The sequence below is a fragment of the Arthrobacter sp. TE26545 genome (genome assembly GCF_056279005.1).
In genome coordinates, this window is record NZ_JBWBQM010000001.1 from 576,730 (window position 1) to 600,147 (window position 23,418).

Below are 23,418 nucleotides of genomic sequence, written 5' to 3' on the forward strand. Positions count from 1 at the left end.
CCTGAGCACCTGGCCAGGACTGCCGCCGTCGGGCGTAACGCCCGGCAACGCCGCGTGCCGCTCGGATAGGATGTGGACCATGACTTACAAGCTGATTCTGCTGCGCCACGGCCACAGCGACTGGAACGCCAAGAACCTGTTCACCGGCTGGGTGGACGTCGACCTGAACGACCAAGGCCGTGCGGAAGCAGCCCGCGGCGGGGAGCTCCTGGTTGAGAACAATGTTCTCCCGGACATCCTCTACACCTCGCTGCTCAGGCGTGCGATCAACACCGCCAACATCGCCCTGGACAAGGCCGACCGCGGCTGGATCCCGGTCAAGCGTGACTGGCGGCTGAACGAGCGCCACTACGGCGCCCTGCAGGGCAAGGACAAGGCCCAGACCCTCGCCGAGTTCGGTGAAGAGCAGTTCATGGAATGGCGCCGCAGCTACGACACCCCGCCGCCCCCCCTCTCGGATGACAGCGAGTTCTCGCAGGCCAACGACCCCCGCTACGCCGGCCTGGGCGACGCACTGCCGCGTACCGAGTGCCTCAAGGACGTCCTCGTGCGCCTGCTGCCGTACTGGGAATCGGACATCAAGGAAGACCTCAAGGCTGGCAAGACCGTTCTGGTCACCGCCCACGGCAACTCCCTTCGCGCCCTCGTCAAGCACCTCGACGGCATCAGCGACGAGGACATCGCCGGCCTGAACATCCCCACCGGCATCCCGCTGGTGTACGAACTGGACGAGGACTTCCAGCCGATCAACCGCGGCGGTACCTACCTTGACCCCGAGGCCGCTGCCGAGTCCATCAAGGCCGTCGCCGCCCAGGGCAAAAAGTAAAGATCCGCTCTGGTTTAACGACGTCGGCCGCTTACCTCGCGAGGTAAGCGGCCGACGTCGTTTGTTTAAGGAAGCGTCAGAAGCCTTCCGGCTGCCATTCGCCGGTGACGAGGTAGCTGACCTTGCGGGCAACCGAAACACCGTGGTCGGCGAAGCGTTCGAAGTAGCGGCTCGCCAGGGCGACGTCCACGGTGGTCGACGGCGTCTCTTGCCAGGAAGGCTCGGCGATCGTCCTGAACACGCTCAGGTGCAGGTCATCGAGGGCGATGTTCAGCTTGAGGATGTCCCGGGCGACCTCAAGGTCCCGGGTTTCGAGCAATTGGGTGACCTTGAGGCTGATTTCGAGGTCGAGCTGCGCCATTTCCTTGAAGGTCGCGGTCAGGGCTTCCGGGATGACCGTGGCCGGGAAGCGCAGGCGGGCGAGCTGTGCCACGTGGCGGGCGAGGTCGCCCATGCGCTCCAGCGAGGCGCTCATCCGCAGCGAACCCACGATCATGCGCAGGTCGCTGGCCACCGGCCCCTGCAGTGCGAGGATATCGATGGCCCGCTCGTCCAGGCTGTTCTGCAGGAAGTCGATCCGGGCATCGGCCGCGATGACGTCCTGTGCCAGGTCCACGTCGGCACCCTCGAACGCGGTGGTTGCGTTCCGGATCGCCTCCGTGACCAGCTTTGAGATCTCGATGAGGTCTTCGCCCACCTGGGTGAGTTCCTCCTGAAAAACCTTGCGCACGTGGCGTCCTCTCTCTGTACATCTCTGCAGTACATTCGTGCAGTACATCCATGCTGGGCGCCTGGGCGGCGCGCACTGCTGTGTGGTCCAACCAGCAAGGGTGGCAGCGCGCGGTGAACGGCTGCGCATCTTTAGATGAACGTTAGTTGAACCAGGCCTGTTTGGCCGCGCAAGCCGGAATCGCCGTGTTTTGAACGCATATGCTGGATGCGTGGATCCAGTGCTCTCGTCGGTGTCATCGCAGGCCTTGTCGGCTTGTCCTGCGGTGTCTTGGGCGTGCTCGCCTTCAGGCTCAGCGAGCGGCAGCGCACCATCACCGATGTCGACATCGACGAGCCGCTCCTGCCGGAAGGCGCCGCGGAAGTCCTCTCCGTCGTCGGGCGAGCGTTCGTGGTGGTTGACGCGATCGACGGCGTTGTCCGGGCCAGTCCGGCCGCCTACGCCTACGGGCTGGTACGCGGGCACACCATTGTCCACAAGCAGCTGCTGGACATGACCGCGAAGGTCCGCCGCGACGGCGTCATCCTGGAGGAAACCCTCGAACTTCCCCGCGGCCCCATGGGCAAGGGCAGCATCGTGGTCCAGGTCCGGGCGGCCATGCTCGGCTGGGAGTACATTGTGCTGCTTGCCGACGACCGCACCGAAATCACCCGCACCGAGGAGATCCGCAACGACTTCGTCGCGAACGTCTCGCACGAGCTGAAGACTCCGGTGGGCGCAATCTCTTTGCTGGCGGAAGCACTTGAGGCCAGTCCCGACGACGAAGAAGCCGTCCGCCGTTTCGCCCGGCGCATGCACAAGGAGTCCGGCCGCCTGGCCGCCCTGGTGCAGGACATCATCGAGCTTTCCCGCTTGCAGGGCGCCAACGTGGCCCAGCAGGGGCATGCCGTGGACATCAACAAAGTGGTGGCCGAAGCCGTGGACCGTTCCCAGCTTCCGGCTGAAAGCAAGAACATCACCATCGTGGTGGGCGGGCGTTGCGAGTCCCAGGTCTTCGGCGACCAGGATCTTCTGGTGACCGCCCTGCGGAACCTCATCGACAACGCGATCCGCTATTCGCCGGAGAACACCCGGGTGGGTGTCGGGGTCCGGGCGAAGGAAGGCGTCGTCGCCATTTCCGTCACGGACCAGGGCGAGGGTATCAGCCCCGAGGAACAGGAGCGGGTCTTCGAGCGCTTTTACCGGGTGGATGCCGCCCGGTCACGGCAGACCGGCGGCACGGGCCTGGGCCTCAGCATCGTCAAGCATGTGGTGTCCAACCACGGCGGCGAAGTGACCTTGTGGTCCCAGCCCGGCCAGGGGTCCACCTTCACCATCCGGCTGCCTGAGCTTGAGGGCCACGACGCCGACGACGCCGGGGCAGCCCCGCGCGGCGCGATTCAGACCGCGGGCGCGCCAAGCGCCCATGAGCAAGGAGCAAGTGCTTGAGCAGGATACTTATTGTGGAGGACGAAGAGTCCTTCAGCGATCCCTTGTCCTATTTGCTGGGCAAGGAAGGCTTCGACGTCCAGGTGGTGGACAACGGCAGCGATGCCCTCGTGGAATTCGACCGCAACGGTGCCGACCTCGTGCTGCTGGACCTCCAGCTTCCTGGCACGCCGGGAACCGAGGTCTGCCGCCAGCTGCGCCAACGTTCGAGTGTGCCGGTCATCATGCTGACCGCCAAGGACTCCGAAATCGACAAGGTGGTAGGCCTGGAGCTCGGCGCCGACGACTACGTCACCAAGCCCTACTCCTCACGCGAACTCGTGGCCAGGGTGCGCGCCGTGCTCCGCAGGCAGGGCGAACCCGAAGAGCTCATCACCTCCACGGTGCAGGCCGGGCCCGTGCGCATGGACATCGAACGGCATGTCGTCAGCGTCAACGGCGAGCAGGTGGCGCTGCCGCTGAAGGAGTTCGAACTCCTGGAAATGCTCCTGCGGAATTCGGGCCGGGTGTTGACCCGCGGCCAGCTCATCGACCGGGTTTGGGGCTCCGACTACGTCGGCGACACCAAGACCCTGGACGTCCACGTGAAGCGACTGCGAGGCAAGATTGAACCCGATCCTTCGGCGCCGCGGTTTCTCGTGACGGTGCGCGGTCTCGGCTACAAGTTCGAGCCCTGAGCCGTAGGGCACCCACTACGGACACGCAAAAAGGAGGGCCTCCCGCGGGAGGCCCTCCTTTTCTGTCCGCCAGGGCCGGCGGAAGGCCTTAGTGGCCCGACTCGCTCGGCGTCGCTGCCGGCTCAGTCGCGTGGTCGCTCTCATGGGCGCCCTCGGTGGAGGTGGAACCCGGGGTCGCTGTCGGCGTTGCGCCGGCCGGGAGGTACTTCTGGTATTCAACCAGGGAGCCGTCCATCACCGGGACCTTGAGCTTGGAGGACGCGGAACCGGAGGAGATGGAGACGGTTACCAGCGAACCGGGAGCTCCGCCGGTGCTGCTCAGGACCGCGGCGTCGCTGTCCTCGTTGAGGTAGGTCTGCGACTTCGCCTTCACCGGGATGCTGGTCTGGGCACCGTTGGCGCCGTCGATCACCAGGGTTGCGTCGCTGGAGGACTGGTTGAATACGGCACCGATCACGCGGCCCGGCTTGTCTGCGCCAGCGGAGACAATCACGATGTTGCGCAGCTGCAGCGATCCGAGGTCTGCTTTGACTCCGTCAGAGGCTGCGTACTGGTGGCTGGTCTGCTGGGCGTTGATGTAGCCGCAACCCGTTACGGACAGAAGGCCGGCACCGATGGCCACAGCCGCCATGGCCAGCTTGCCGCGCTGGACACGGTTCATCGCAGTATTGCGCACGACACGTACTCCTCTAAGAGTCATTGGAACACTTTTCAGGCATAGCCTATCGGCAAACCAAGTGAAACAAGGATTCGTGCGCGCAATGTGGCTGCCGTCCCAGCGAGCGGCCGGATCCCCGCCACCCTCCCGCATGCACTTTTGGACGCGTTCGTCAAGGGGGTTCGCCAGGGGCAAATTGGCCGATTTCCGCGTGATTCCGGGGTTCCCGACCGCCCCCCGGGCCAGTCGTATGCCTTAAACGTGATAAACTGGTCTGCGGGAAAGGGGAAAGTCCACATGGTTTTTGAGGTCGGCGAGACAGTAGTTTACCCTCACCACGGTGCAGCAAAAATTGAGGAAATCAAGATGCGCACCATCAAGGGCGAAGAGAAAATGTATCTCAAGCTCAAGGTGGCTCAGGGTGATCTGACCATTGAAGTTCCAGCAGAGAACGTTGACCTTGTTGGGGTTCGTGACGTAGTGGGCAAGGAAGGCCTGGAGCACGTTTTCGACGTCCTTCGCGCCGAGTTCACCGAGGAACCCACCAACTGGTCGCGTCGTTACAAGGCAAACCTGGAGAAGCTTGCTTCCGGTGACGTCATCAAGGTCGCAGAGGTCGTCCGTGACCTTTGGCGCCGTGATCACGATCGAGGCCTGTCAGCAGGTGAAAAGCGGATGTTGGCCAAGGCCCGGCAGATTCTGATTTCGGAATTGGCTTTGGCGGAAAAGACCGACGAAGAGAAAGCAGCCAGCGTTCTCGACGAGGTTCTGGCTTCCTGAGAATTGAACCCCGGCGGCACCCACGGTGCCGCCGGGGTTTCTTTTTGCCCTCTCACGTAGGCTTGGGCGCATGATTACACCATCCCAGCACGGGGCAACTGCCGTCGTCGTCGTGGCTGCAGGATCAGGCCAGCGGCTCGGGTACGGCATCCCCAAGGCGAAAGTGCCCCTTGGTGGGGAGGCGATCCTGACCCACGCGCTGCGCGGCGTCGCCGCCGCCGGTGTTGCCCGGCAAATCTGCGTTGCCGTCCCGGAAGGGGACAGCGAGTTGCGGGCGCTGTGCGAGGAGTTCGCTGCGGAGAACGGCGCCGACGGGCCCCTGCTCAGCGTCGTCGACGGCGGATCCACGCGTTCGGAGTCCGTGCGGGCGGCGCTGGGCGCCGTCCTGGAGGGGACCCGCTGGGTGCTGGTCCACGATGCGGCCCGCGCCCTCGCCCCGGAACGTGTCTTCCACCGCGTGTCCGAGGCCCTGGCCGCCGGCGCCAAGGCCGTCATCCCGGCAACGCCGGTTGTGGACACGGTGAAGACCGTCGTCGAAACCGAAGGCGGCGACGCCGCGATAGCCCCGGAACTGGTCACCGGCACCGCGCCCCGCGAACATCTCCGCGCCGTGCAGACACCCCAGGGCTTCGACTTCGAGACCCTGCTCCAGGCCCATGCGGCAGCCGAATCCTTCGATGCCGCCCGTTCCGCCGCGGTCACCGACGACGCCATGCTGGTGGAGCTTCTCGGCACGCCGGTGCATGTGGTGCAGGGAGCGAGCCAGTCCCTCAAGATCACCACTCCGCTGGACCTGATCATTGCCGAAGGCCTGCTCGAGGGGCCGCTTGGCATGCGCTGGGTGGAGGGCTGATGAACCCGGGAGGACCGGTGATCCTGCCGCGTACCGGCATCGGGGTGGACGTACACGCCTATGCTGCCGAGGACGATCCGCAGCCCTTATGGCTGGGCGGCCTGTTCTGGGAAGGCGAACGCGGGCTGTCCGGCCATTCCGACGGCGACTGCGTCGCCCATGCCGCGGCGGACGCACTCTTCTCGGCCTGCGGAATTGGCGACCTCGGAACGCATTTCGGCACCGACCGGCCCGAATACGCCGGCGCGTCCGGTGCCACGCTGCTGGGTGAGGCCGCACGCATCGTGCGCGCGGCGGGCTTTGAGGTCGGCAACATCGCGGTGCAGTTCGTCGCCAACCGTCCCAAGTTCGGACCGCGGCGCGAGGAATCCCAGCGGGTGCTCAGTGCCGCCGTCGGAGCCCCGGTCAGCGTCACGGCGACCACCAGTGACGGTCTCGGCTTCACGGGGCGCGGCGAGGGCATCTCCGCCGTCGCAACGGCGCTTGTCTACCCCGTGGACGGACTCCCGTCGGAAGACGGGTCCATCGGATAATCTGGAGCGGTGACCCTGCGCTTTTACGACACCGCCTCCGCCGAAGTCCGCGACTTCGTCCCCCTCGAAGCCGGAAAGGCCAGCGTCTACTACTGCGGTGCCACCGTGCAGGGCATGCCGCACGTCGGGCACGTGCGGTCCGCAATCGCTTTCGACCAGCTGACCCGCTGGCTCGAATACCGCGGCCTGCGCGTCACTGTCGTCCGCAACGTCACCGACATCGACGACAAGATCCTCGCCAAGTCCGCCCAGTCCTTCACCGAAGACTGGTCCGAAGAGCCCACCGCCAAATACGCCGAGGAATGGTGGGCCCTTGCCTACCGCTACGAGCAGGAGTTCGAGAAGGCCTACGAGGTCCTCGGCGTGCAGCGGCCCACCTACGAGCCCCGCGCCACCGGCCACATCCCGGAAATGCACGCGCTGGTCCAGCGGCTCATCGATCGCGGCCACGCCTATCCCGCGCTGGACGATTCGGGCGACGTGTACTTCGACGTCCGTTCCTGGAGCAAGTACGGTTCCCTGACCCGGCAGAACATCGATGACATGCAGGCCGCACCGGACGCCGACCCCCGCGGCAAGAAGGATCCCCGTGACTTCGCCCTGTGGAAGGGCCACAAGGACGCGGACCCGGAAACCGCCAGCTGGGCCTCGCCTTGGGGCGCCGGACGCCCCGGCTGGCACCTGGAGTGCTCGGCCATGGTCACCAAATACCTCGGCGACCGCTTCGACATCCACGGCGGCGGCCTGGACCTGCGCTTCCCGCACCACGAAAACGAGATGGCCCAGTCCCAGGCAGCAGGGGACGGCTTCGCGAACTTCTGGATGCACAACGGCATGGTCACCTACGAGGGCGAGAAGATGTCCAAGTCGGTCGGCAACACCATCAGCCCCGCCGAGATGCTCGACCTCGCGTCGCCCCGGGTGGTCCGCTACTACCTTGGCCAGGCGCACTACCGCTCGGTGCTGGATTACCGGCCGACGTCGCTGCAGGAGGCGGCTGCCGCCGTCGAACGCATTGATGGCTTCATCAGCCGTGCCGCCCGGATGCTGGCGTCCGCCGACGGCACCCTGCTGTCCGCGAGCCACGGCCGGGTGCCGGAGGCCTTCGAAGCTGCGATGGACGACGACCTCAACGTGCCGCAGGCCCTGGCGGTGCTCCACGACACCGTGCGCGCCGGCAATGCCGCCTTCACCGCCGGAGAGCTCGACGCCGCACGACAGGCCCTGGTGTCCGTCACGGACATGCTGCGGGTCCTGGGCATCAGTGACGCCGCCGCCCCGGCACAGGACGGACACGCCAACGAGGCGCTCAAGGTTCTCGTGGAAGCGCAGCTGGAAGCCCGCGCGCAGGCGCGCGCCAACAAGGACTGGGCCGCCTCGGATGCCATCCGGGACACCCTCGCGGCTGCGGGCATCGTCGTCGAAGACAGCGCCGACGGCGCCAGCTGGAGCCTGAAGCGCGACTGACCCGGCATCGGACAACCGGCCCCTGCAGCCGAATTGCAGGGGTTCAGTAGACTTGTCTGCAGACTCATCAATTCAAACAAGGGTGGAAACAACCATGGCCAACAACGGTCGCCGGGCGGTCAAGAAGAAGAAAGGCCCCTCCGTCGGAACCGGCGGCCACGGTCGGAAGGCACTGGAAGGCAAGGGCCCCACGCCCAAGGCGGAAGACCGCGTGTACCACAAGGCCTTCAAGAACAAGCAGCTCGCCGAGCGTTCGGCCGCCAAGCGCGACACCGCACGCCCGGGCCAGGGTGCCCGCTCCGGCCCCAAGGGCCGCGCCACCGAAGAGGTCGTGACCGGCCGCAACTCCGTCGTCGAGGCCCTGCGTGCGGGTATCCCCGCCAAGGCGCTGCACGTCGCCATCCGCATCGACGTGGACGAGCGCGTCCGCGAATCCCTCAAGATCGCCGCCGAACGCGGTATTCCGCTGCTGGAAACCGGCAAGCCCGAACTTGACCGGATGACCGACGACGCCGTGCACCAGGGCCTCGTCCTGCAGATCCCGCCGTACGAGTACGAAGACGCGTACGACCTTGCCGAAGAAACCGTCGCCAAGTGGAAGAAGGGGCACATCGCCAACGCCCCGCTTTTCGTCGCGCTCGACGGCATCACCGACCCCCGCAACCTGGGCGCCATCATCCGTTCGGTTTCCGCTTTCAGCGGCCACGGCGTGATCGTCCCCGAGCGCCGCTCCGTCGGCGTCACCGCCTCCGCCTGGAAGACCAGTGCCGGTGCCGCGGTCCGCGTTCCGGTGGCCCGTGCGTCGAACCTGAACAATGCCCTGAACCAGTTCAAGGAGATGGGCATCTACGTGCTGGGTCTCGACGGCGGTGGCGACGTCTCCCTGCCGGACCTCACCTTGGCCACCGAGCCGGTCTGCATCGTGGTCGGTTCCGAAGGCAAGGGCCTCAGCCGGCTCGTCCGCGAGAACTGCGACCAGATCGTCTCGATCCCGATCGACTCGGCCATGGAATCGCTGAACGCATCCATGGCGGTGGGCATCTCCCTGTACGAAGTCTCCCGGCAGCGGGCAGCTAAGTAGGCACCTGCTTCGTCGCTGGGTTCGCTGACGCGAGCCCTTTGACGTCGCTTAGACACAACGCAAGGGGACGACTACGGTCGCTGGGCGACCTCCGCCGTCCGATGCGTTGCGATGAGCTCCTTTGCAAAGGACTCGCGACAGCTTGTGCTCACCTCGCCGTCCTTTATAGCAACGCTTCCTTCACCTTTGTGCAGGGAGCGTTGCTGTTTTCTTTAGAAATCGCGACGGTTGGCTAGGACTGGGAGCTTTTTGCGGGCTTCTTCTACTACCGCGGGGTCCAGGTCTGCGAAGAGCAGGCCCGGGGCGCCGTCGAGGCTTTCCAGGACCTCGCCGAACGGGGAGACCACCATCGAATGCCCGACGCCGGTGGGGGCCGCTCCCTTTGGCTCTACTCCCTGCGTGGCCGGGTCGCCCTGACCGCAGGCGAGGACGAAAGTCGTGGTGTCCACCGCCCGGGCACGGGCCAGCAGCTGCCACTGATCGACCTTGCCCGGACCGGAACCCCAGGAGGCGGACACGATGTTCACCAAGGCGCCGCGTGCTGCGTTGGCAGTGAAAAGGGCCGGGAAACGGATGTCGTAACAGGTGGCCAGCCCGAAGGTAAGGCCGCCGGCGTCGAACGTCACCGGGGCGGTCCCGGGGTCCACGGTGTCGGACTCCGCGAAACCGAAGGCGTCGAAAAGATGGATCTTGTCGTAGCTGGCCTCAACGCCAGGCCCGGTGGCCAGGAGGGTGTTCCGGACCTTGCCGTTGCTGCTGCCGTCCGCGGCGCGCCCTGGGGTGAACATCCCGGCCACGACGACGATCCCCAGTTCGGCGGCGATCCGGCGGACGCGCTTCGCCCATGGCCCGTCGACATCCTCGGCGATGTCGGTCAGCGAGTTCCCGAAGGCACGCATCGTTGCCTCCGGGAAGACCACCAGGCCGGCACCCCCATCCTTGGCCTGGCGGGCGTAGTCTTCAAGCTGTTCCAGATTGGCCGCGAGGGCGCGGCCGGTGATGATCTGAGCGAGCGCAATGCGCATGTGCACCTCCAAAGAGCGGACATGTCCAGTATGCCGGGGCGGCCGGATCAGGCGGAATCCGCAATAGAACGGCGATTTCATACGGCTTTACTCGCCGAGAGCTAAGCTTTTAGGCGATGGTTATGCCGATTTTTGATACCGCAGCCACCGTAGACGCCGCGTGTCCGACGCCCCTCGGTGTGAGTGTCCCGCGGCCTGGGATTTCCGGTGCGGAGCTGTCCGCTCCGGACCTGGTCAACGTCGCGGTCTGGGCCCCCGGGCTCGAGCATGTTGAACTCGCCTTCAAGGAGCCGGGCGGTTCGTGGCGCGTCCGTACCCTTCCGAACAAGGCAGACGGAGTGCATTTTGGCATTGTCGACGGCATGCCCCCCGGCACCCGCTACGGCTTCCGCGCCGCCCAGGAAGGGGTTGAAACCCTCCCGGTTTCCCTTCCGACCGGCGATTTCGACGCCGACGACGCCCCGCAGCTGCTTCTCGACCCTTACGGCCGGGCGGTCCACCAGCACGGCGAGTTCCTCAGCAGCGTGCACATGGACACAGCCTTCGACTGGGGCAACGACCAGCCGGTGCGCACCCCGTGGCGCGACACCATAGTCTACGAGGCCCACGTCCGCGGCCAGAGCATGCTGCACCCGGACATCCCCGAGCACCTGCGCGGCACCTACGCCGGCATGGCGCACCCGGCCATGATCGAGCATTTCCAGTCCCTTGGCGTCACCGCAATCCAACTGCTTCCGGTGCACTTCCACACGGATGAGCAGCACCTTCAGTATCTTGGCCTGACCAACTACTGGGGCTACAACACGGCCGCTTTCTTCGCGCCGCACCCGGACTACGCCACGCGCAGCGCCCAGGAAGCCGGCCCGCACGCGGTCCAGGACGAATTCAAGGGCATGGTCAAGCTCCTGCACGCCGCAGGACTTGAGGTGATCCTCGACGTCGTCTACAACCACACCGCCGAGGCCGGCCCGGACGGGGACGTCATCAGCTTCCGCGGCTTGGGCGAAGACCAGTACTACCGCCACGACGCGCACGGCCGCTACCTGGACACCACCGGCTGCGGGAATACCCTGGATTTCAGCAACCCGCGAGTGGTGGACCTGGCCATCGATTCCCTGCGGTACTGGGTGGAGGAATTCCACATCGACGGCTTCCGCTTTGATCTCGCCGTCACCCTGTGCCGCAACGCCCGCAACGAATTCGACGCCAACCACCCGTTCCTCAAGCGCATCGAGGCGGATCCCGTGTTGTCCTCGGTGAAGCTGATCTCCGAGCCGTGGGATGTCGGCTGGGGCGGCTGGCAGACCGGCGGCTTTCCCAAGGGCTGGGTGGACTGGAACGACCACTTCCGTGACGAGGTCCGGCGTTTCTGGCTTTCGGACCGCGCAGCCGCGGAGGCCGGACTCCCCACCGGGAACATTGGTGCTGTCGCCGACGCCCTGAGCGGTTCCGCCAGCGTCTTCGCCCCCTCGGGCCGGACCCGCCTGGCCTCGCTGAACTTCATCACGGCGCACGACGGCTTCACGCTGGCCGATCTCGTGTCCTACGACCGCAAGCACAACGAGGCCAACGGGGAACAGAACCGTGACGGCCACAGCGACAACCGCAGCTACAACCACGGCTTCGAGGGCCGCACTGAAAACGAAGCGATCGTGGCCGAGCGGGCCCGCTCGCGCCGCAACCTGATGACCACCCTGATGGTTTCCCTTGGGGTGCCCATGATCACCGCAGGCGACGAACTCGGCAGGACCCAGCACGGCAACAACAACGCCTACTGCCAGGACAACAACCTGACCTGGATCGATTGGACCCAGACGCCCGAGTCGCATGAGATGCTCCGCAGCACCAAGCGGGTCATCCGGATCCGCAAGGAATTCCTCGCGGCCCAGCCGGAGGACTTCCCCGAGAAGATCGCCGGAATCGACTGGTTCGATGAAAAGGGCGAGCGGATGACCGACGCCCGTTGGCACGATCCCTCCCTGCGCCTGGTCCAGTTGCTGATCGGTTCCGACGACGGCAGCTTCAGCGGCCTGATTGTGCTGAACGGCAACAAGGACGACACCAAGATCGTGCTCCCCAAGCTCGGCCCGGCCGCCGGCGGGGGAACCACCCGCTTCGAACTGCGCCTCACCACCTCCGAACTGAACGACCGCAGGCGCGGAGCCATGGTTGCCGCAGGCGAGAAGGACATCATCCAGGGCAACACCATCAACATCTACCGTGCCTGACCCGGCCCCTGAAAGTCAGTTCTAGGACGCCATGAAGATCTATTCCGCAGACACCTGGACTCTTGAGGAGCTTCAGGAACAGATCGCCGACGCCGGCCGCCGCACCGTCCTGGTTCCGCCGGCGTCCAGCAAGCAGGCCGTCCTGGAGGTCTTCGGGCAGGTCCTGGACTTCCCGGAGTACTACGGCGTGAACCTGGATGCCCTGAACGATTCCCTCCACGACTTCGCGGATGTCCTCTCAGAGGACGGACAGGCGCCGGTCACCTTGGTGTGGCAGGTCCCGGCCGCCTACCGCACCGACCGCTCCTTCGGCGTCGTTTGCGAAATCCTGCAGGACGCCGAGGCGTACTCCGGCAGGGATCTGGCAATCATCGCCGTTTTCCAGCAATAGCGATCTCCGCGCAGGATTCCCCAGGAATACAAAAGGAACTCAAACGGAAGGGGCGCCGGACCATCTGGTCCGGCGCCCCTTCCGGGGTGATTCAGGCGTTGGCGATCAGGCCAAGCTCTGCCTTGGACGCCAGGGCCGGGTTCTTGGGCAGCACCCGCACCGTGTAGCCGAACGAGCCCGAACGGTTGATCAGCACGGAGCCGGAGAACAGGTAGCGTCCGTTGCCGAGTTCCTCGAAACCCGTCAACTCGGCCACCGTCACGTCGTCGAGCTCATCGCTTTCCTCGGCGCGGCCGTATGCGATTTCGACGCTGACGTCGTCCGGGGTCAGGGAGCGGAGCGCGATGTAGGCGTTCACCTGCAGGGTGTCGCCGATCCGGGGCTCTTCCGAAACACCGACCGAGTCCACGTGCTCCACCACCAGTTGCGGCCAGGCGCTCCGGACCCGGGTAATCCATGCGGCAAGGTCCTTCGCTTCCTTGAAGGAGCTCGCGGCGGCACGCCGGCCGGATACAGCGGCCGGGCAGTAGAGCCGGTTCACGTAGTCCTGCAGCATCCGCTCGGCGGACACCGCGGGGCCCAGCTTGGCCAGGGTGTGCTTGATCATGGAGACCCAGTGCGTGGGCACGGCTTCCGGGCTGGACTCCGAGGGACCCGCGGCACCTGCGTGCTCGGAGACCGTGGAGCCATAGAAGCGCGGGGCAACCTGGGATTCCAGCAGCTCGTACAGGGCCGCTGCTTCGATGTCGTCCCGCTCTTCGGACGAGGCACCGTTGTTGGCGGTGGGGATCGCCCAGCCGTTCTCGCCGTCGTACATCTCGTCCCACCAGCCGTCCAGTACGGACAGGTTGAGGGAACCGTTGATTGCCGCCTTCATCCCCGAGGTGCCGCAGGCTTCCAGCGGGCGGAGCGGGTTGTTCAGCCAGACGTCGCAGCCCGGGAAGAGCGTGCGGGCCATGGCGATGTCGTAGTTGGGCAGGAAGACCATCCGGTGTCGCACCTGGGGGTCGTCGGTGAAACGGACCAGGTCCTGGATCATCTTCTTGCCGGCGTCGTCGGCGGGGTGCGACTTGCCGGCGATGACGATCTGGATCGGGTGCTTCTTGTCCAGCAGCAACGCCTTCAACCGGGCGGGATCGCGCAGCATGAGGGTAAGCCGTTTGTAGGTGGGCACACGGCGCGCGAAACCGATGGTGAGGATGTCCGGATCCAGGACGGTGTCCGTCCAGCCGAGCTCCGCGTCGGCGGCGCCGCGCTTCTTCCACGATGCCCGCAGCCGACGCCGCACGTCCTCCACCAGGGAAACACGCAGTTCGCGGCGGAGCTTCCAGATGTCTTCATCGCTGACGTTGTAGGCCAGGTCCCAGTGTCCGGGCTGCCCGGCCTCCGCACCGAACTGGGTTCCGGCCAGTTCGGAAACCCGCGGGTCCACCCAAGACGGAACATGCACGCCGTTGGTGACAGAGGTGATGGGCACTTCCGAGTGGTCGAATCCCGGCCAGAGCCCGGAGAACATTTCACGGGACACCACCCCGTGGAGCTTGGCCACGCCGTTGGCACGCTGGGCGAGCCGCAGGCCCATCACCGCCATGTTGAACACCGCCGGATTGCCGCCGTCGTAGTTTTCACGCCCCAGTTCCAGGACCTTGTCCATCGGGACCGCGGGTGCCAGGCCGGCTTCGAAGAAGTGGCGGATCTGGACGGCCTCGAAGCGGTCGATGCCCGCCGGAACCGGGGTGTGGGTGGTGAACACCGTGGACGCCCGGCCGGCCGCGAGTGCCTCAGCCCAGTTAAGCGGGGTTTCAGCGGACATGAGTTCCTGGATGCGTTCGATCCCGAGGAAGCCGGCGTGGCCTTCATTGGTGTGGAAGACCTCCGGGGCAGGGGTTCCGGTGAGGCGCTGGTAGGCGCGCAGCGCCTTCACGCCGCCCATGCCGAGCAGCAGTTCCTGCTGCAGCCGGTGGTCGCCACCGCCGCCGTACAGCCGGTCGGTAATGCCGCGCGCGGCGTCGTCGTTACCGGAGACGTTCGAGTCCAGCAGCAGCAAGGGAACACGGCCGACGTCGGCCCGCCAGACCTGCGCGTTCAGCTTGCGCCCGTTGGGGAGCGGCAAAGTGATGATCACCGGTCTGCCGCTGCCGTCCTGGGAGGGTTCGCGCAACAGGGTCAGGGGAAGGCCGTCCGGGTCCAGCACCGGGTAAGTCTCCTGCTGCCAGGCGTCCCTGGAAAGGGACTGCTTGAAGTAGCCGGCCTGGTAAAGGAGTCCGACGCCGATCAGCGGGACGCCGAGGTCAGATGCCGCCTTCAGGTGGTCGCCGGCCAGGATGCCGAGGCCACCGGAATACTGCGGCAGGACCTCGGTGATTCCGAATTCCGGGGAGAAGTAGGCGATGCAGGCGGGTGCATCCTCGCCCAGGCTTTGGTACCAGCGGGGTTCGCTGAGGTACCGCTCCAGGTCCGCCACGGCGTTACGCACCCGCTCGACCAGCCCGCCGTCCGCAGCCAGGCGGTCTAGCTGCTCACGGCTGATCGACCCCAGCAAAGTGACGGGATCATGTTTGCTTTCTTCCCACAGTTCCGGATCCAGGCTGGCAAAAAGCTCCCGGGTGGGGAGGTGCCAGGACCAGCGGAGGTTGGTCGCCAAACGGGCCAGAGGCCGGATCGGTTCGGGGAGGACGGTGCGGACGGTAAACCTTCGAATTGCCTTCACGAGCGCCACACTAACCGACCGAATCGGCCGCAGGAACAGCTTCAGGTTTCTTTTAGGTAAATGACACCTGTCATCAATGAATATGTACCGGACCTTAGCGAAACGTGATTTTTCTCGCTAACGTCGAGCTTGTGACTACTACCGCAACACCGCGATCCAATGCAGCTGGCAAGGCCCCCGCCAAGGCGAAAGCAAAGGCACATATCACCGCCGGGCTCCGTTTCGGGAGGTTCCCGATCACCGCAGTCCAACCCGTAGTCGAAGAAGGCAGGTTCCCTGCGAAGGCGCTGCCGGGGGAAGACATCGTCGTCGGTGCCACCGTGTTCCGTGAAGGCCACGACCAGCTGGGCGTCACCGCAGTGCTGCTGGACCCCAAAGGCAAGGAGCGCCAGCGCGTCCGCCTGGCCCCGCCGCCGGGGGACCGGGGCAAGGGGACCGACCGCTGGGAGGGCCGGATCACGCCAAGCGCCCCCGGCAATTGGAGCTTCCTGATCGAGGCCTGGCACGACCGCTACGGCACATGGCACCACAACGCGGAAGTGAAGGTCCCCGCGGGCATCGACGTTGAGCTCATGCTCGCCGAGGGTGCCGCACTGCTGTCCGGAGCAGCCGACGACGCCGGCCGCTCCGCCGCCGACAAGCGCACCCTTCGTGCGGCTTCCGAAGGACTCGCGGACACGTCGCGCTCCGTCGAGGAACGCCTCGGCGCCGGATTCAGCGAAGAAGTCGCCGCCGTCGTCGGACGCCTCCCGATCCGGGAACTGGTGGCGGAGTCCGAGAAGTACCCGCTCCTGGTCGAGCGCGATCTCGCAGGGCGCGGCGCCTGGTACGAATTCTTCCCGCGCTCCGAAGGAGCGGTGTACGACCCCGCGGACAACACCTGGACGTCGGGTAATTTCCGCACCGCCGCCAAGCGGCTGGACGCCGTCGCAGACATGGGCTTCGACGTCATCTACCTGCCGCCCATCCATCCGATCGGCTTCCAGCACCGCAAGGGCCGCAACAACACCCTCACCCCGGGGCCGCAGGATCCCGGGTCACCGTGGGCCATTGGTTCCGCGGCCGGCGGACATGACGCCATCCACCCCGAACTTGGCACTTTCGAAGACTTCGACGCCTTCGTGGCACGGGCGAACGAGCTCGGGCTCGAGGTGGCTCTGGACCTCGCCCTGCAGGCAGCACCGGACCACCCCTGGGTGGAGGCGCACCCCGAATGGTTCACCACCCGTGTGGACGGCAGCATCGCCTATGCGGAAAATCCACCCAAGAAGTACCAGGACATCTACCCGCTGAACTTCGACAACGACCCCGAGGGCCTGTCGAAGGAAATCCTGCGGATCGTGCTCCTCTGGGTCAGCCACGGCGTGAAGATCTTCCGTGTGGACAACCCGCACACCAAGCCGGTGTGGTTCTGGGAGTGGCTGATCGCGAAGGTCAACAAGAAGCATCCCGACGTCGTCTTCCTCGCCGAGGCCTTCACCCGCCCGGCGATGATGCACGCTCTGGGCCGCGCAGGGTTCCAGCAGTCCTACACCTACTTCACCTGGCGGAACACGAAGCCCGAACTCGAGGAGTACTTCCACGAGGTCAGCCACGTTTCACCGGCGTACTTCCGGCCCAACTTCTTCGTGAACACCCCGGACATCCTCACCGAGTACCTGCAGTACGGCGGGCCGGCGGCGTTCCGGATCCGTGCGGTCCTTGCCGCGACGGCCAGCCCGCTGTGGGGTGTGTACGCGGGGTACGAACTGTACGAACATGTCGCCCGCCCGGGCGCCGAGGAGTACATCGACAACGAAAAGTACGAATTCAAGAACAGGGACTGGGACGCCGCTGCCGCCTCGGGCCATACCTTGGCGCCGTACATCACCCGGCTCAACGAAATCCGCAGGACCCACCCGGCCCTCGGCGACCTGCAGAACCTCACCCTGCACCGCAGCACCGACGACGCCACAGTGGTGTTCTCAAAGCACAAGACGCTGCCGGACGGCAGCAAGGACACCTTGATCATCGTGGTCAATGTCGATCCGCACAGCGCCAGGGAAAGCACCGTCACCCTGGACTTGGCGGCGCTCGAGCTGGACCCGGAGGACGTCACGGCCAACGGCCGCTTCTGGGTGGACGACCTCATCAGCGGGGAAAGCTGGGAATGGGGCGAATACAACTACGTCCGGCTCGATGCACACCTGGAACCGGCACACATCCTGAGCATCCGGAGGTAGCCAATTGAGCTTTAGTCCGCAAGCTTCCAATCCGTATTTCACGCCGAAGAACACTTTCGAACTCAATGCCCCGGGCCTGCAACACGACCCGCATTGGTACCGCAAGGCGGTCTTCTATGAGGTACTGGTCAGAGCCTTCGCGGATGCCAACGGCGACGGGTCCGGGGACTTCCACGGGCTGATCGACAAGCTCGACTACCTCCAGTGGCTGGGCGTCGATTGCCTGTGGCTTCCCCCGTTCTTCCACTCGCCCTTGCGGGACGGCGGCTACGACATCGCCGATTACACCTCGGTCTTGGACGAATTCGGCACCATCAGCGATTTCAAGCGGCTCGTGGCGGAGTCCCACGCCCGGGGCGTGCGGGTCATCATCGACCTGCCGCTGAACCACACCTCGGATCAGCACCCCTGGTTCCAGGAGTCCCGGAAAGACCCGGACGGGCCCTTCGGGGATTTCTACGTCTGGAGCGATACGGACGAGAAATACCAGGACGCTCGCATTATCTTCGTCGACACGGAGGAATCGAACTGGACTTTCGATCCCATCCGGCGGCAGTTTTTCTGGCACCGTTTCTTCTCGCACCAACCGGACCTGAATTTCGAAAACCCCAAAGTTATCGAGGCACTTTACGACGTGGTCCGTTTCTGGCTCGACCAGGGCATCGACGGATTCCGTGCGGACGCGATTCCCTACCTTTTCGAAGAAGAAGGGACCAACTGCGAAAACCTTCCCGCAACACATCAGTTCCTGCGGGACCTGCGGAAGATGGTGGACGAGAACTACCCCGGGCGGGTCATCATCGCGGAGGCAAACCAGCTGCCCAACGACGTCGTGGACTACTTCGGCACGGAGGAAGAGCCGGAATGCCATATGGCTTTCCATTTTCCGATCATGCCGCGCTTGTATTACGCCCTCCGGGACCAAAAGGCCGCACCCATTATCGAGACCCTGCGGGACACTCCCGAGATTCCCGCCGGTGCGCAGTGGGGCACATTCCTGCGCAACCACGATGAACTGACCCTGGAAATGGTCACCGCGGACGAACGCGCCGCAATGTACGGCTGGTATGCGCCGGACCCCCGGATGCGGGCCAACATCGGGATCCGGCGCCGGCTCGCTTCGCTGCTGGACAACTCGCGCGCCGAAATCGAACTCATCAACGCCCTCTTGCTCTCGCTGCCGGGCTCGCCGTTCCTCTATTACGGCGACGAAATCGGCATGGGGGACAACATCTGGCTTGACGACCGCGATGCCGTACGCACGCCAATGCAGTGGAACCCGGACCGGAACGCCGGCTTTTCCAACGCCGATCCCGGCAAGCTATACCTGCCCGTAATCCAGTCCCTGGTGTACAACTTCTCGATGGCGAACGTGGAGGCCGAGGCCGCCCACTCAGGTTCCCTCCTGCGGTGGACCCGGCAGATCCTCAGTGTCAGGAAGAATCACCCGGCCTTTGGGCTCGGTGGGTACCGGCACGTCCCGGCGGACCACGAGGTGGTCCTGGCGTACCTGCGCGAACTTCCCGAGGAGAACGTGGAGGGGGAAGACCCGGAGTCCATCCTCTGCGTCTTCAACCTCTCCCAGCACCCGGTGTCGGCCACCCTGGACATCCCGGAGTACGCCGGGCGGGGCCTGCGGGACGTTTTCGGCGGACAGCCCTTCCCCGCGATCGGAACCGACGGCACGCTCACCCTGACGCTCGGCAGCCACGACTTCTTCTGGCTCCGGGTCCGGTCGCCCGGGTCCACGGGGTCCGCCCCGTACACCCAGGCCATCCCCGTGCTCTCGATCGAAGGCTGACATGTACTTCCCTGCGCCGAAGCAGCTCCTTGACGGTCTGTTGCGCGAGTGGCTGCCCCGGCAGCGCTGGTTTCCCGTGAAGAGCGGCGGATTCGCGATGGACGAAACCACCTCGTTCCCGCTGCCCGCTCCCGGCAGCGATGCCGCCTTCGAGATAACCCTGCTGTCCGTCGCCTACACCGGTGCCGGCGGCGCGCGCCAGAGCGATGTCATCCAGCTGCCCCTGAGTTTCCACCCGGAAGCGGTGCCGGAACTCGAAAAGGCCCTTCTGGGATCCGTCCAAGACGACGACGGCGGCACCCGCTGGGTCTACGACGCCGCCTATGACCCGGAATTCATTGAGAGCTGGTTGGCGCTGATCGGGGAGAGCGGCACTTCCGGGCCAGGCGAAACGGCCGCCCGCGGCCACCGTTTGCCCGGCGGCCAGGGCCTGCCTTCGTTTCCTGCCAAGGTACGGGTCCTCGGGGGAGAGCAGTCCAACACCTCGGTGATTGTGGACGACGGCGCTTCGGCAAGCATCGTGAAGATCTACCGGGTGGTGTCCACCGGTTCCAACCCGGAAATCGAAGTCGGCGTGGCGCTGACGAAGGCCGGCAGCAGCGAGGTTCCGGCCACCCTGGGCTGGATCACGGGAAGCTGGCCATCCGGTACGGACACGGGAACGGCGCACCTTTCCGCGGAACTCGCGGTCGCCCACGAATTCGTGAAGGACGGCCAGGACGCCTGGCGGCTTGCGGTCGAGGCTGCCTCCGAAGGCCGTGACTTTACGAAGCAAGCCCGGGAACTCGGACGGGCCACGGCGGCTGTCCACTCCCGGCTCTCGGAGGCTTTCGGCAGCGAGCTCGAAGCGGAGCCCGGCCACGTCGTCGCTCCGGCAGTCGCCAGCCGCATCCGGCACTCCTGGGCGGAAGCGGGCGCCGCCGTCGGGCCTTATGGGGGGCGACTCGAGTCCCTGCTCTCCCGGCTTGCCGGCCAGAAGGCGGGCACCCTGCAGCGCATCCACGGCGACCTGCACCTGGGCCAGATCCTCCTGGCCCCGCATGCTGCCGGCGAGCCCGGACGCTGGGTGATCCTTGACTTCGAGGGAGAGCCGCTGCGGCCCATTGAAGAACGTACCCTTCCGGATGTCCCGCTGCGTGATGTAGTGGGCATGCTGCGCTCCTTCGACTACGCCGCCGGGGCCGCCGTCCGCGAAAATCCCGGAACTTCCGTACCTGCTTCCTGGGCCAGCGATTGCGCCGAAGCATTCCTGTCCGGGTACAGCGAAGTCACGCCCGGAACCATTGACCGCGGTTCACCGCTGTTTGTGGCATTGTGGCTGGACAAGGCCTTGTACGAGGTGGTTTACGAGTTGCGCAACAGGCCCGACTGGTTGCCCATCCCGGTCAACGCTTCGCGGCAAATCCTCGGCAGTACCAGCCCCGGCACGCACGCCGCGGCGACATTGGAAGGTGAAGAAATGACAGGCTCTGCACGCACCGAACGGCCACGGGTTCCGCTCCCCGTCGATGGCAACACCCTGGCCCGCGTGGCCGCCGGAGCGCACCACGCGCCGCACTCCGTTCTGGGAGCCCACCTTGACGACCACGGCCATGTCACCATCCGCACGGTCAAGCACCTGGCGGGGTCGGTCACGGTTGTCACCGAAGCCGGCAGGACCGAAATGAGCCACGAGGCCGACGGTGTGTGGGTCGCCGTCCTGGAGCCCGTGCAGCACGGCCATGTGCCGGATTACCGCCTTGAAGTCGTGTACGACGGCGGCGCCCCGGTGACCATCGACGATCCCTACCATTACCTCCCGACCCTCGGCGAAGTGGACCTGCACCTTATCGGCGAGGGCCGGCACGAACGCCTATGGGATGCCCTGGGTGCCCATGTGCAGCGCTACCGTTCCTCGCTGGGCGACGTGGACGGCGTCGGATTCTCCGTCTGGGCGCCGAATGCGCAGGCAGTGCGAGTCAAGGGAGATTTCAACTCCTGGGACGGACGCGAACACGCGATGCGTTCCTTGGGCTCCTCGGGAGTCTGGGAAGTCTTCGTCCCCGGCGTTGTAGCAGGGGCGTGCTACAAATTCGAGATCCTCACCAAGTCCGGCCACTGGGTGGAAAGGGCCGACCCCCTTGCCTTCGGTACCGAGGTCCCGCCGCTCACCGCATCCCGGGTAGTGGAGTCGCGGTACAGCTTCAAGGACGAGGCCTGGATGGTCGAGCGGGCCAACAAGGATCCGCATAACTCGCCGATGAGCGTCTACGAAGTGCACCTCGGCTCCTGGCGCCTCGGACTTGGCTACAAGGAACTCGCCAAGGAACTAGTGGAGTACGTGAAGTGGCTGGGCTTCACCCACGTCGAGTTCATGCCCGTGGCGGAGCACCCCTTCGGCGGGTCCTGGGGTTACCAGGTCACCTCGTACTACGCGCCGACCTCCCGGTTCGGACACCCCGATGAGTTCCGGTTCCTGGTCGACTCCCTTCACCAGGCAGGCATCGGCGTGATCCTCGACTGGGTCCCGGCGCACTTCCCCAAGGACGAATGGGCCCTGGCCCGCTTTGATGGCGAAGCCCTGTACGAGCACTCAGATCCGCGTCTGGGCGAGCACCCGGACTGGGGAACCCTGATCTTCGATTTCGGCCGCCGTGAAGTCCGGAACTTCCTGGTTGCCAACGCCCTCTACTGGCTCGAGGAATTCCACATCGACGGCCTGCGCGTTGACGCCGTAGCGTCCATGCTCTACCGCGACTACTCCCGCGAGGAAGGGCAGTGGTTCCCCAACGTCCACGGCGGCAGGGAGAACCTGGAAGCCATCTCCTTCCTCCAGGAGGTGAACGCCACGGTGTACAAGACCCACCCCGGCACAGTGACCATCGCCGAGGAATCAACGGCTTTCCCGGGAGTCACCGCCCCCACCAGTTCCGGCGGCCTGGGCTTCGGACTCAAGTGGAACATGGGCTGGATGCACGACTCCCTCAAGTACATGTCCGAGGATCCGGTGAATCGGCGTTGGCACCATGGCACGGTCACGTTCTCCTTGGTGTACGCCTTCACCGAGAACTTCCTGCTGCCCATCAGCCATGACGAAGTGGTCCACGGCAAGGGGTCGATGCTGCGGAAGATGCCCGGTGACCGCTGGCAGCAGCTTGCAAACCTGCGCGCCTTCCTTGCGTACCAGTGGGCGCACCCCGGCAAACAGCTGATCTTCATGGGCACTGAATTCGGCCAGGAGGCGGAATGGTCAGAGCAGCACGGGCTCGACTGGTTCCTGGCCGACATCCCGTCCCACCGCGGACTGCAGTTGCTCACCAAGAAACTGAACGCCTTGTACACCCGGACTCCAGCGCTCTACTCCCGCGACAGCGAAAGCGGCGGCTTCCAATGGATCAACGGCGGCGACGCCGACCGGAACGTGCTGACGTTCATCCGCTGGGATCAGGACGGCAAGCCGCTGGTCTGTGCCGTGAACTTCTCCGGCGGGCCGCACGACGGATACGTGCTGGGGGTTCCTTTCGAAGGCGCCTGGCAGGAAGTGCTTAACACCGACGCTGAGGAGTTCGGTGGTTCGGGTGTCATCAATGACGGCGAACTGCTGGCCTCGGCACCCGGGGCCGAGGGGCAGCCGGCTGCCCTTACGGTCACTTTGCCGCCGCTGGGAGCTTCCTGGTTCGCGCTCGCCTAAGCGGCGTCCGGAGGCCCCAAATCGGGCCTTGCACTAGGGAATCCGCGGCAGCGTACGGCGTGTTCACTTGCAAGAGGAGGGCCTCCGGGCCCTCCTTTTGCGCCTCCCGGGGACTGGTGGTATAGTTAGTACCCGCGCTGCTCCACAGGAGCGATCAGCGGGCATGACTTGCTTTCCTCGGAAACATCGAGTCTGGAACGCCGATTTGACCGAATGAGTGTCAGCGGGTAAGTTTGAAAAGTTGCTCCGGAGCGATCCTGAATGTTTGGTTTGGGTGGTGCCGGGTGTGTCTGTTGTTTGAGAACTCAATAGTGTGCCAAGTTTGTTGATACCGATTT

General features: G+C 65.3%; 17 protein-coding genes. 13 read left to right on the forward strand and 4 right to left on the reverse strand.

Translation table 11 applies throughout. The features are described from left to right. Nucleotides 1-79 precede the first annotated feature (79 nt). On the forward strand, nt 80-826 hold the full coding sequence (locus ACZ9CK_RS02640) for a phosphoglyceromutase (RefSeq protein WP_476049167.1): 747 nt from the start codon (nt 80-82) through the stop codon (nt 824-826). Between the two features lie 76 nt (nt 827-902). Here ACZ9CK_RS02640 and phoU read toward each other — a convergent pair whose 3' ends face one another. Then, the gene (gene phoU / locus ACZ9CK_RS02645; RefSeq protein WP_426302218.1) at nt 903-1,556 is read right to left on the reverse strand and encodes a phosphate signaling complex protein PhoU; all 654 of its coding nucleotides are present in this window, start codon (nt 1,554-1,556) and stop codon (nt 903-905) included. Nucleotides 1,557-1,763: 207 nt separating this feature from the next. Between phoU and ACZ9CK_RS02650 the strand changes: the two genes are divergently transcribed. Then, nucleotides 1,764-2,984, forward strand: a complete 1,221-nt coding sequence (locus tag ACZ9CK_RS02650; RefSeq protein ID WP_476049168.1) for a sensor histidine kinase — start codon at nt 1,764-1,766, stop codon at nt 2,982-2,984. Then, on the forward strand, nt 2,981-3,661 hold the full coding sequence (locus ACZ9CK_RS02655) for a winged helix-turn-helix domain-containing protein (protein ID WP_476049169.1): 681 nt from the start codon (nt 2,981-2,983) through the stop codon (nt 3,659-3,661). Before ACZ9CK_RS02650 ends, ACZ9CK_RS02655 begins: the two co-directional genes overlap by 4 nt. An 88-nt stretch (nt 3,662-3,749) precedes the next feature. Here ACZ9CK_RS02655 and ACZ9CK_RS02660 read toward each other — a convergent pair whose 3' ends face one another. Beyond that, nucleotides 3,750-4,322, reverse strand: a complete 573-nt coding sequence (locus ACZ9CK_RS02660; protein ID WP_476050842.1) for a hypothetical protein — start codon at nt 4,320-4,322, stop codon at nt 3,750-3,752. Between the two features lie 294 nt (nt 4,323-4,616). Here ACZ9CK_RS02660 and ACZ9CK_RS02665 point away from each other — a divergent pair, with 294 nt between their 5' ends. From ACZ9CK_RS02665 to rlmB, 5 genes are all read left to right on the forward strand, one after another. Further along, complete coding sequence (locus ACZ9CK_RS02665) at nt 4,617-5,099, forward strand: CarD family transcriptional regulator (RefSeq protein ID WP_011690592.1); 483 nt, start codon at nt 4,617-4,619, stop codon at nt 5,097-5,099. Between the two features lie 70 nt (nt 5,100-5,169). Beyond that, entirely contained in the window at nt 5,170-5,952 is a 783-nt protein-coding gene (gene ispD / locus ACZ9CK_RS02670) for a 2-C-methyl-D-erythritol 4-phosphate cytidylyltransferase (protein ID WP_426302220.1), read from the forward strand. Further along, nucleotides 5,952-6,485, forward strand: coding sequence for a 2-C-methyl-D-erythritol 2,4-cyclodiphosphate synthase (ispF, locus tag ACZ9CK_RS02675; RefSeq protein ID WP_426302221.1), 534 nt, complete (start codon nt 5,952-5,954; stop codon nt 6,483-6,485). Before ispD ends, ispF begins: the two co-directional genes overlap by 1 nt. A 9-nt stretch (nt 6,486-6,494) precedes the next feature. Then, the gene (gene cysS, locus ACZ9CK_RS02680; RefSeq protein ID WP_476049170.1) at nt 6,495-7,952 is read left to right on the forward strand and encodes a cysteine--tRNA ligase; all 1,458 of its coding nucleotides are present in this window, start codon (nt 6,495-6,497) and stop codon (nt 7,950-7,952) included. Between the two features lie 94 nt (nt 7,953-8,046). Next, nucleotides 8,047-9,033: a 23S rRNA (guanosine(2251)-2'-O)-methyltransferase RlmB gene (gene rlmB / locus ACZ9CK_RS02685; protein ID WP_426302223.1), complete on the forward strand. Its 987-nt coding sequence runs from the start codon at nt 8,047-8,049 to the stop codon at nt 9,031-9,033. 212 nt (nt 9,034-9,245) lie between these two features. Here rlmB and ACZ9CK_RS02690 read toward each other — a convergent pair whose 3' ends face one another. Continuing rightward, complete coding sequence (locus tag ACZ9CK_RS02690) at nt 9,246-10,058, reverse strand: carbon-nitrogen hydrolase family protein (protein ID WP_476049171.1); 813 nt, start codon at nt 10,056-10,058, stop codon at nt 9,246-9,248. 116 nt (nt 10,059-10,174) lie between these two features. On the opposite strand from ACZ9CK_RS02690, the gene glgX reads away from it, so the two are divergent. Both glgX and ACZ9CK_RS02700 read left to right on the forward strand, forming a co-directional pair. Next, nucleotides 10,175-12,286, forward strand: coding sequence for a glycogen debranching protein GlgX (glgX, locus tag ACZ9CK_RS02695; protein ID WP_476049172.1), 2,112 nt, complete (start codon nt 10,175-10,177; stop codon nt 12,284-12,286). 31 nt (nt 12,287-12,317) lie between these two features. Next, nucleotides 12,318-12,677 (forward strand): barstar family protein, encoded by a 360-nt coding sequence (locus tag ACZ9CK_RS02700; protein WP_426302226.1) that lies wholly within the window; start codon nt 12,318-12,320, stop codon nt 12,675-12,677. Between the two features lie 91 nt (nt 12,678-12,768). Here the strand turns inward: ACZ9CK_RS02700 and glgP are convergent, their stop codons facing one another. Continuing rightward, nucleotides 12,769-15,387 (reverse strand): alpha-glucan family phosphorylase, encoded by a 2,619-nt coding sequence (gene glgP, locus ACZ9CK_RS02705; protein WP_426302227.1) that lies wholly within the window; start codon nt 15,385-15,387, stop codon nt 12,769-12,771. Between the two features lie 131 nt (nt 15,388-15,518). Here glgP and ACZ9CK_RS02710 point away from each other — a divergent pair, with 131 nt between their 5' ends. Genes ACZ9CK_RS02710 through glgB form a run of 3 tightly spaced genes read left to right on the forward strand, consistent with a single transcriptional unit; the run spans nt 15,519 to nt 23,080 of the window. Next, a complete protein-coding gene (locus tag ACZ9CK_RS02710; RefSeq protein WP_426302228.1) occupies nt 15,519-17,609 on the forward strand; it encodes an alpha-1,4-glucan--maltose-1-phosphate maltosyltransferase in 2,091 nt (696 codons plus the stop codon). 4 nt (nt 17,610-17,613) lie between these two features. After that, the gene (treS, locus tag ACZ9CK_RS02715; protein ID WP_426302229.1) at nt 17,614-19,410 is read left to right on the forward strand and encodes a maltose alpha-D-glucosyltransferase; all 1,797 of its coding nucleotides are present in this window, start codon (nt 17,614-17,616) and stop codon (nt 19,408-19,410) included. 1 nt (nt 19,411) lies between these two features. After that, entirely contained in the window at nt 19,412-23,080 is a 3,669-nt protein-coding gene (glgB, locus tag ACZ9CK_RS02720) for a 1,4-alpha-glucan branching protein GlgB (protein WP_476049173.1), read from the forward strand. Nucleotides 23,081-23,418: the final 338 nt, after the last annotated feature.